Origin of the sequence: Ralstonia sp. 25mfcol4.1, assembly GCF_900104095.1 — a bacterium.
GTDB lineage: Bacteria > Pseudomonadota > Gammaproteobacteria > Burkholderiales > Burkholderiaceae > Cupriavidus.
In genome coordinates, this window is record NZ_FNJO01000006.1 from 118,484 (window position 1) to 127,964 (window position 9,481).

Annotated in this window: 5 protein-coding genes; 2 read left to right on the forward strand and 3 right to left on the reverse strand. The window is 68.7% G+C overall.

Annotated elements, in window-relative coordinates; all coding sequences use genetic code 11:
• Window positions 1-31 precede the first annotated feature (31 nt).
• On the reverse strand, window positions 32-2,542 hold the full coding sequence (locus BLQ58_RS12735) for a glycogen/starch/alpha-glucan phosphorylase (protein WP_092598749.1): 2,511 nt from the start codon (window positions 2,540-2,542) through the stop codon (window positions 32-34).
• Between the two features lie 260 nt (window positions 2,543-2,802).
• On the opposite strand from BLQ58_RS12735, the gene BLQ58_RS29125 reads away from it, so the two are divergent.
• Together BLQ58_RS29125 and BLQ58_RS12740 are read left to right on the forward strand one after the other, a co-directional pair.
• A complete protein-coding gene (locus tag BLQ58_RS29125) occupies window positions 2,803-2,964 on the forward strand; it encodes a hypothetical protein (RefSeq protein ID WP_175459897.1) in 162 nt (53 codons plus the stop codon).
• A gap of 126 nt (window positions 2,965-3,090) precedes the next feature.
• Window positions 3,091-5,010, forward strand: a complete 1,920-nt coding sequence (locus tag BLQ58_RS12740) for a hybrid sensor histidine kinase/response regulator (RefSeq protein ID WP_092598364.1) — start codon at window positions 3,091-3,093, stop codon at window positions 5,008-5,010.
• 4 nt (window positions 5,011-5,014) lie between these two features.
• Here BLQ58_RS12740 and malQ read toward each other — a convergent pair whose 3' ends face one another.
• On the reverse strand, window positions 5,015-7,309 hold the full coding sequence (malQ, locus tag BLQ58_RS12745; protein WP_092598367.1) for a 4-alpha-glucanotransferase: 2,295 nt from the start codon (window positions 7,307-7,309) through the stop codon (window positions 5,015-5,017).
• Window positions 7,306-9,453 (reverse strand): glycogen debranching protein GlgX, encoded by a 2,148-nt coding sequence (gene glgX, locus BLQ58_RS12750; RefSeq protein ID WP_092598370.1) that lies wholly within the window; start codon window positions 9,451-9,453, stop codon window positions 7,306-7,308. Before glgX ends, malQ begins: the two co-directional genes overlap by 4 nt.
• Window positions 9,454-9,481 lie beyond the last annotated feature (28 nt).

Sequence of the window (9,481 nt, forward strand, 5' to 3'; positions counted from 1 at the left end):
TGCGGTGGCTGCCGCCTGTGGCGCCGCGTGACTATTGGCAGCGTTCGCTGAAACCGCCGATGGCGTCGCCAGCGCGCCGCTGCCCCTGCACCTGGCCGCTCGACCGCCGCAACAGGCACACGGGCACCGGGTCGACATGCCAGACGCGCTCGCAATACTCGCGGATGGCGCGGTCCGACGAGAACCGGCCCGAACGCGCGGTGGACAGCACCGACATGCGCTGCCAGCGCGCCGGATCGGCATAGGCAGCCGAAACTTCGCGCTGGCACTGCAGGTACGACGCGAAGTCGGCCATCAGCATGTACGGGTCGTGCTGCAGCAGCCCCTCGAACAGCGGGCGGAACACGGCCGCGTCGCCCTTGGAAAAGAAACCGTGCTGGATCAGGTCCACCACGGCGCGCAGTTCGGGGCTGGCTTCGTAATACGTGGACGGGTGGTACCCGGCCGCGCGTAGCGCATAGACCTCCGACGCATTGAGCCCGAACGGGAAGAAGTTGTCGGCGCCGATGGCGTCGCGCAGCTCGATATTGGCGCCGTCCATGGTGCCGATGGTGATGGCCCCGTTCATGGCGAACTTCATGTTGCCGGTGCCGGATGCCTCCTTGCCGGCCAGCGAAATCTGTTCGGACAGGTCTGCCGCCGGGTAGATCTTCTGGCCGTAGGTCACGTTGAAGTTCGGCAGGAAGACCACCTTGAGCCTGTCGCGCACCTGCGGGTCGCGGTTGACCACCTCCGCCACCGACGTGACAAAGCGGATCATCAGCTTGGCATAGTGGTAGCCGGGCGCGGCCTTGCCCGCGAACAGGAAGGTGCGCGGCGGAATCTCGGCATGCGGATCGGACTTGATCTGGTGATAGAGCGCGATGATGTGCAGCACGGCCAGGTGCTGGCGCTTGTATTCGTGGATGCGCTTGACCATCACGTCGAACATCGACGCCGGGTCTACCGTCACGCCGGTGGTATCCCGGATCAGCTGCGCCAGGTCGCGCTTGTTGTCCCGGCGCACGGCCTGCCACTGGGCCCGGAAGCCGGCGTCGTCGGCGTACGGCTCCAGCGCCTGCAGCTGGTCCAGATCCTTGATCCAGCCATCGCCGATGGCGTCGCTGACCAGCCGGGTCAGGCGCGGGTTGGACAGCGCCAGCCATCGCCGGGGCGTGACGCCGTTGGTGATGCTCGTGAATTTCTCCGGCCACATCGCGTAGAAGTCCTGCAGCACGTCCTCCCGCATCAGGCGCGAGTGCAGGTCGGCCACGCCGTTGATGGCATGGCTGCCCACGCAGGCCAGCCCGGCCATGCGCACGTATCGGCCGCCTTGCTCGTTCACCAGCGACAGCCGCGCCAGCCGCGATTCGTCACCGTAGAAGCGGATGCGCACCTCGTCGAGGAAGCGCGCGTTGATCTCGTAGATGATTTCCAGGTGGCGCGGCAGCACGCGCCGGAACAGTTCCAGCGGCCACTGTTCCAGTGCCTCGGGCAGCAGCGTGTGGTTGGTATAGGCAAACGCGTTGCGGGTGATGTACCAGGCATCGTCCCAGGTCAGGTCATGGTCGTCCACCAGCAACCGCATCAGTTCGGCGATGCCCACGGCGGGGTGGGTGTCGTTGAGCTGCACGGCGAACTTCTCGTGGAAGCGGGACACCGGAATGCCGTGCGAGGCCAGCAGGCGCAGCATGTCCTGCAGCGAGCACGCCACGAAGAAGTACTGCTGCTCCAGCCGCAGTTCCTTGCCCTGCTGGGTTTCGTCGTTCGGGTACAGGACCTTGGTCAGGTTTTCCGACGTCACCTTCTTGCTGACTGCGCCCAGGTAGTCACCCCGGTTGAAGGTGTGGAAGTCGAACGCCTCGGTGGCTTCGGCGCGCCACAGGCGCAGCGTGTTCACCGTATTGACCCGGTAGCCCAGGATCGGCGAATCGAACGGCACGCCCACCACGGTCTTGTCCGGCACCCAGCGCACGCGGTAGCGGCCGCGGTCGTCGGTGTAGTGCTCGGTGTGACCGCCCAGCCGCACCTGCACCGCCCATTCGGATCGCTGGATCTCCCACGGATTGCCGTGGCGCAGCCAGGTGTCGGTGGTTTCCACCTGCTGGCCATCGATGATGTTCTGGTGGAAGATGCCGTACTCGTAGCGGATGCCGTAGCCCAGCGCGGGAATTTCCAGCGTCGCCATCGAATCCATGAAGCAGGCGGCCAGGCGGCCCAGGCCGCCGTTGCCCAGTCCCGGTTCTTCCTCGTGCGACAGGATGTCGTCCAGATCCAGGTCCAGCGTGGTCATGGCGGCGCGCACCTCGTCGACGATGCCCAGGTTGACGAGGTTGTTGCCCAGGTGCGGGCCCATCAGGAATTCGGCGGACAGGTAGGCCACCGTGCGCGACGGCTGCGTCTGGTAGGTTTCCGCAGTGCTGATCCAGCGTTGCACGAGCCGGTCGCGCACGGTGTGCGCCAGGGCCTGGTAGAGATCGTTGCCGCTGGCATGGCCGGGCAGCTTGCCCTGGGTATAGAACACGTGGTCCAGAAAGGCGCGCCGGATGGTGGCGCTGGACATTGCGGTGCGCGTGTCGTCCGGGTTCTCGGGGGCGGGCGTGGCGGTCTGGCTGCCACGGGTTGCATCGGCGGGGGCCGGCCGCAGCCGGGATGCATCGGTCATCACTTGACTCCTGGACAGATCAACGTGGATCGAGACTTCTTGCTGGTTTCAGGCTACAAAAGAAATCGGGCGGCGCCGGGGAAGCACTGATGCCGGCGCTGGTATGAAATCTGCAGCGCAAATGGCCTCCCATCTGCAAATTGACTGCGAGACGCGCCATGGCTACCCACATCCCGCATGACCCCGTGCGACGGCCGGACCGGCGGCCCGACCAGAGCCCCGATCACAACAAGGAAAAAGGGGACCAGCCCGCCCGCAACCTGCCGGACAAGCACCCGCCACCGCCGTCGGTCAGCAAGGCGGCGCGCGAACGCGGCTAGCTTTTCCGGCATCCCTTTGTAGTTTTTGCAAACCACGCAAACGTCCCGGCCCGCCGGGCCGGAGAGCCGGATGCGACGACTGCCTCCAAGAAAGGCAGCGGCAACAAGAGAGGAAGGAGCGTTTCCATGACCCTGCCGGGTGCCGCATTGCTCAATGCGATCGATGCGGTCGACGACACCGCGATCTTCGTGCTGGCGGCGGATGGGCGTGTCAGTGCGTGGACCGAGGCCGCGCGGCGCGTGATGCTGTACACCGCCGACGAGGCGACGGGTTCGCCGCTGTCGCGCTTTCATCCTGCCAGTCCGGACGATCGCGATGACGGGGCGGCTACCGCCGACCAGTTGCTCGCGACGGCAAGGACGAGCGGACGCGCCGAAACCAAAGGCTGGCGCATGCGTCGCGACGGCAGCGTGTTCTATGCCAGCGCGGTGATCGTGGCGCTGCCGGGGCCCGGCGGTGGGCGCAACGGCGGCCCCGAAGGGTTTGCCGTGGTCTACCGCGACATCACGGTCCAGTACGCGGCCGAGGAACACGTCCGGGTGGTCGAGGGGCGCTGGCACGAACTGCTCGACACGATCGACGACATTGCCATCTGCGAGCTTGGCCCCGAAGGGCAGATCCGAAGCTGGAACGCCGGCGCCCAGTCGCTGTTCGGTTACACGGCGCAGGAGGCAGTGGGTCAGCCGCTGTCGCTGCTGCATCCCCGGCACGATATGGCGCCGGACACGGTTTCCGACGCGCCCTCCGGCAACCGGCCAGCCAGCACGCCGGGCTTGCTCGATGCCGTGCGCGGCAGCGGTGCGTGGTCGGGCGAGCAACGCCTGCAGCGGCATGACGGCACGCTGGTGCGGTGCCATGTCCGCCAGGTATTGCTGCGCGATGCCGACCGGGGCGTGTCGGGCATACTGTGGACCGCCCGCGATGTCACCGACTCGGCTCGCCTGGCCGACCTGGAAAACACGGGGCGCCGCGTGCAGGCATTCCTGGCCATCCTGGCCCACGAGCTGCGCAACCCGCTGGCCCCGATCCGCAATGCCGTCGATGTGATCCGGCTGACGCCGGTGGCCGACTCCCGCATCCGCCATTGCGCGGAAATCATCGGCCGGCAACTGCAGTTGCTGACACGCCTGGTCACCGACCTGATGGATGTGGGCCGCGTGACGTCGGGCAAGCTCAAGGTGCAGCCGGTGCCCATCCTCTACAACGAGGTGGTCGCCACCGCCGTCGAGGCGATGCGGCCCGCCTTGGACGGTGTCAGCCAGAAGTTCGACGTGGTGCTGCCGGCGGATCCCGTCTTCGTGAACGGCGATGCGGCGCGACTGGAGCAGGTGCTGTCGAACCTGCTCAGCAATGCCACCAAGTACACGCCGCGCGGCGGCACGGTGACGGTGCGGGTGCGCGCGGACGCCGGCAACGTGGTGACCACGATCAGCGATACCGGGCGCGGCATCGCGCCGGAGGCGCTGGACCGCATCTTCAACCTGTTCGCACAGGAAGGCGACGAGACCGCGCGCTCCGGGCTCGGCATCGGCCTGGCGCTGGCACGGGCCGTGATCGAGGCGCACGGCGGTGCCATCCAGGCCAGCAGCGCGGGCGAGGGCCTTGGCAGCACGTTCACGGTCATGCTGCCTGAGGTGCAGATGGACGGTGCCAGCGTGCCGCGTCCGGGAACGGCCCAGTGTGCAGGCCGGCGCATCCTGATCGTCGATGACAGTGCCGATTCGGCCGACAGCATGGCCGAGCTGCTGACCGTGCTTGGGCATCACGCCAAGCCGGTCTACACAGGCATGTGCGCCGTGGAAGCGGCGCGCAGCTTCGCACCCGACGTGGTGCTGCTGGATCTGGAGATGCCCGACATGAGCGGCTACGAGGTACTGGATGCGCTGCGCCAGAGCGGCCTGGGGCCGCGCGTGTTTGCGCTGACCGGACGCAGTTCGCCCGACGACCGGCGCCGCACCGAAGCGGCCGGCTTCGACGCGCACCTGGTCAAGCCGCTGACCGTGGAGGCGCTCTGTCGCGCGCTGACGGATCCGCACGCGCCCTGACGCATCACGCATCGCCGTCTCCGCCGTCTCCGCCGATTCCCGCGATTCCGCCCGGTCCGCCTGCCTGCGCGTCCCCGTCACGTAGTGCCGCCACCCGCCGCGCCACTTCGGGACGCGTGAACAGGTCGCGCGGATCGGCGTCCAGCCGCCGTTGCCAGTTGGGATGGCCCGACACCGTGCCCGGCAGGTTCGGCTGTTCACGCAGCGCCAGCAGGTCTTCCACCGGCACCAGCCGCAGGGGGGTAGGGGCGCGATGCAGCCAGCGCAGCACGGCTTCCACCGGCGCCGCGTCGGCGGGCGGTTCGGCGCCATGCGCCACACCCCCGTCGCGCATGGCCTGCCACAGTGCGCTGCGCTCCGCAGCACGCAGCGCCATCAGGCCGGCCTCGGTCTCGTCGGCGGCCAGCTGATGCAGCCGGGCGCGCCACGCAATGTCGCGGCCCGCCCACCAGCCTGCGATGGTCGGCAGGTCGTGCGTGGTCGTGGTGGCCACGGCCAGCGCGGGCCAGCGATCGGGCGGCAGGAATGCCGGGCAGACCGGCTCGGCTGCGGCAGCGGTTTCGCCGGGAATCTGCGCGGGTGGCGAAGGAGGGGAGTCGGGCAGGGCATCGGCGGCGGCACGATCGTCGTCCGCTGTGTCTGGGTCGTCTGCCTCGCGCACGAACCACAGCACGTCGATGCCCAGTACGCCACGCGCTGCCAGTGCGGTATCGAGCGTCTCGGGCACCGTGCCAAGGTTCTCGCCGATGATGATCGCGCGGTGCCGCCAGGACTCGATGGCCACCAGGCGCAGCAGGTCGTTGAGCGGATAGGTCAGGTAGGCGCCGGCGCTGGCGGGCGCCCCTTCGGGCACCAGCCACATGCGCGCCAGACCCAGCACATGGTCGATGCGCAGGCCGCCGGCGTGGGCCAGGTTGGCGCGCAGCATCTCGATGAAGGCGGCATAGCCGTTGCGGCGCAGGCCGCGCGGCGAGAATACGGCCACGCCCCAGTCCTGCCCGAGCGGGTTGTACAGGTCGGGAGGGGCGCCGGCGTGGAAGCCGTTCAGGATCTCGGCCTGGCGCGTCCACGCGTGGCTGCCGCCGGGGTCGGTGCCGACGGCAAGGTCCGCAATCACGCCAATCGCCATGCCGGCCTCGCGCGCACGCTGCTGGGCGTCGCACAGGCCATCGGCGGCCAGCCATTGCAGGAAGGCGTGATAGCTGATGGCGTCGGCGGCGCTTGCGGCGACGGCAGCGGCTGCCGCGCCATCGGGGCTGCGTAGCGGCGCCGGCCAGCGTCGCCAGTCGGCGGCGTCGCGGGCGGCGTCGCTGTCGGCGGCAACGGCCAGCCGTTCGGCCTGGATGGCTTCGAACGTTGCGTGCGCCAGCAATGCCTTGCCACCGCGCGCGCGGAACGCGGCGAAAGCCTGCTTCTGCGCGGCGGACAGCAGGGTGTCGTGATGCTGCCAGAGCCAGTGCAGCAACCGCAGCCGCACGTCGGCGATGGCGGGCCAGTCGATCTCGGTGCGCCGCTCGGCTTCGGCCAGCGCCGCGCCGAGGCCCAGGTTCGCCACCGCGTGGTCCACGGCGGCATGGCCGAAAATGCGCGCGGGGTCTGCGTAAAGCGGGTTGAAAAAGATGCGGCTGGACGGCGAGTAGGGGCTGAAACGCTCTGGCAGCGCCGGAAATCCGGCATGCAACGGATTGATGGCGATGGCGTCGGCGCCGGCGCCTGCCGCCGCTTCCGCGGTCAGCGCCAGCGTGGTCAGGTCGCCAATGCCGCCATCGGCGCCGCGCCGCAGCCCGTACAGCTGCACCGACAGCCCCCAGGGTTTGCTCGCCAGTACCGTGCGCGGCGACGCCGCAAGCGCATCCGCCACGCTGAAGCAGCGCGGCGGCGCCACCGCCAGGGTGGTCTCCACATCGCCCAGCAGCAGATGGTGGTAGCCCCACTGCGGGACCGGCGCTATCCGCAGCGTGCCGTCGCGGGTGCGCCGGGCGATGCCTTCGATCATCGTGCCGTCCTCGCATTCCAGGCGATAAGGCCGCTCAGCCAGCGGGTGAGCCCAGGGCACGACTACGGGGATGCCCTGGTCGGCGGTGATCAGCGGCGGCAGCGCGTGCGTCCCGTCGTCGGCGGCCAGCCGGGCGCGCGACGCCTCGCACTCGCCGGGCGTGCCGCAGGGCAGGTCCAGCGCGGTCAGCACCGTGCGCAGGGCGTCCGGCGACAGCGTCTGCGGCTGGTTCCACGCGTCGCGCCAACGCACCTGGAGCCCGGCGCGTTCAGCCAGCCGTTGCAGCGCGTCGTCGTGACTCATCGGGAGGGATCCTCGTCCTTGGGCACGGCGGCGGACAGCAGCGCCAGGCCGCGCGCCGGTACCTGGTACGCGGGACGGCCTTCGTCGTCGAGTGCCACGGGTTCGTCTTCCAGGTCGGGCGCGGTGCTGTCGAACAGCAGATGCCAGTCCTCGCCCGGCCCCGGCATGCGAAAGACCACGTCCTCGTGGCTGGCATTCAGGCACAGCACGATGACCTCCACCTCTTCCTCGGGGCTGTGCGTGGCGCGGCGCAGCGCCAGCGTACGGTCCTCGGGGTTGGCCCATTGCTCGCTGGTCAGCTCGTTGCCGTCGGGTCCGAACCAGGCAATATCGGCCAGGCCCGGCGCCGGCTGCGAGCGGCCATGGACGAAGCGGTTTTCGGTCAGTACCGGCAACCGGCGGCGCAGTGCCAGCAGGCGGCTGACAAGCTGGCGCATCGGTGCGTTGGAAGGATGGGCGGCATCGTCCCAGTTCAGCCACGACAGCTCGTTGTCCTGGCAGTACGCGTTGTTGTTGCCCTGCTGGCTGCGTCCCCATTCGTCGCCGGCGGTGATCATGGGCGTGCCTTGCGACAGGAGCAGCGTGGCCATGATGGCGCGTGCCACCCGGCCGCGCGTTTCCAGCACGGCCTCGTCGTCGGTCGGACCTTCGATGCTGCCGTCCGGGCTCCAGTTGGCGCTGGCGTTGTCGTCGTTGCCGTCGCGGTTGTCCTCGTGGTTGGCGTCGTTGTGCTTGTGCGCATAGCTGACCACGTCTGCCAGCGTGAAACCGTCGTGCGCGGTGATGAAGTTGACGCTGGCCCACGGCTTGCGGTGGCGGCGGTCGAACAGGTCGGCCGAGCCGGTCAGCCGCGCCGCCAGTTCGCCGCGCTGGCCTGCGTCGCCGCGCCAGAAGCGGCGCACGTTGTCGCGGAACTTGTCGTTCCATTCGGCAAAGCCGGGTGGGTGGTTGCCCACCTGGTAGCCGCCGGGGCCCAGGTCCCAGGGTTCGGAGATCAGCTTCACGCGCGACAGCACCGGGTCCTGCAGGATGGCGTCGAAGAAGCCCGATCCCGGGTCGAAGCCGTTGCTTTCGCGACCCAGCGTGCTGCCCAGGTCGAAGCGGAAGCCGTCCACGTGGAACACCTCCACCCAGTAGCGCAGCGAGTCCATGACCATCTGCAGCACACGCGGGTGCGACAGGTTCAGCGTGTTGCCGCAGCCGGTGTCGTTGATGTAATGACGCTCGTCGCCGGGGATCAGCCGGTAGTAGCTGGCATTGTCCAGCCCGCGCCACGACATCGTGGGCCCCAGCTCGTTGCCCTCGCACGTGTGGTTGTAGACCACGTCGAGGATGACTTCGATGCCGGCCGCGTGCAGGCGCCGGATCGCGATTTTCACCTCGTGGTGCTGGCGGCCGGACAGGTACAGGGGCTCGGGGGCAAAGAATGCCAGCGTGTTGTAGCCCCAGTAATTGCGCAGCCCGCGCTCTATCAGAAAGCGATCCTGCAGGAACGCGTGGATGGGCAGCAGTTCGATTGCCGTGACGCCCAGCTTGAGCAGGTGCTCGACGAAGCGCGGATCGGCCAGCGCGGCAAAGGTGCCGCGGTATTGCGGCAGCACGTCCTCGCGCAGCATCGACACGCCGCGCACATGCACCTCGTAGATCGACGTCGTGGCCCACGGCTGCTGGGGCGGTCGGTCATCGCCCCAGTTGAAGCTCTCGTCGATGACTACGGCCTTCGGCATCGTCGGCGCGCTGTCGCGGCGGTCGGGCGTGAGATCGGCGCGCGGGCTGTTGAGGCGGTAGCCAAACAGTGCGTCGGACCAGCGCACCGGCCCGCTCAGCGCCCGGGCGTAGGGGTCAAGCAGCAGTTTGTGCGGATTGAAGCGGTGGCCCCGCGTGGGCTCGTAAGGCCCGAACGCGCGGAAGCCGTATTGCAGGCCCGGCTGGGCGTGCGGCAGGTAGCCATGCCAGATTTCGTCGGTACATTCGGGTAGCGCCAGGCGCTGCACCTCCTTGCGCCCGTTCGGCGAGAACAGGCACAGCTCGATGCGGCTGGCGTTGGCGGAGAACACGGCGAAATTGACGCCGAGTCCGTCCCAGTGGGCGCCAAGCGGATACGGCTTGCCGGGCAGCAGGCGATCAACGGTAAGGCTCGCCATGCGTGAAGCTCCTCGTTGTTCTGGTTAT

Coding starts and splice junctions, on each gene's coding strand:
- BLQ58_RS29125 (WP_175459897.1), top strand. CDS start 2,803: ATGGCTACCCACATCCCGCATGACCCCGTGCGACGGCCGGACCGGCGG.
- BLQ58_RS12735 (WP_092598749.1), bottom strand. CDS start 2,542: ATGTCCAGCGCCACCATCCGGCGCGCCTTTCTGGACCACGTGTTCTAT.
- BLQ58_RS12740 (WP_092598364.1), top strand. CDS start 3,091: ATGACCCTGCCGGGTGCCGCATTGCTCAATGCGATCGATGCGGTCGAC.
- glgX (WP_092598370.1), bottom strand. CDS start 9,453: ATGGCGAGCCTTACCGTTGATCGCCTGCTGCCCGGCAAGCCGTATCCG.
- malQ (WP_092598367.1), bottom strand. CDS start 7,309: ATGAGTCACGACGACGCGCTGCAACGGCTGGCTGAACGCGCCGGGCTC.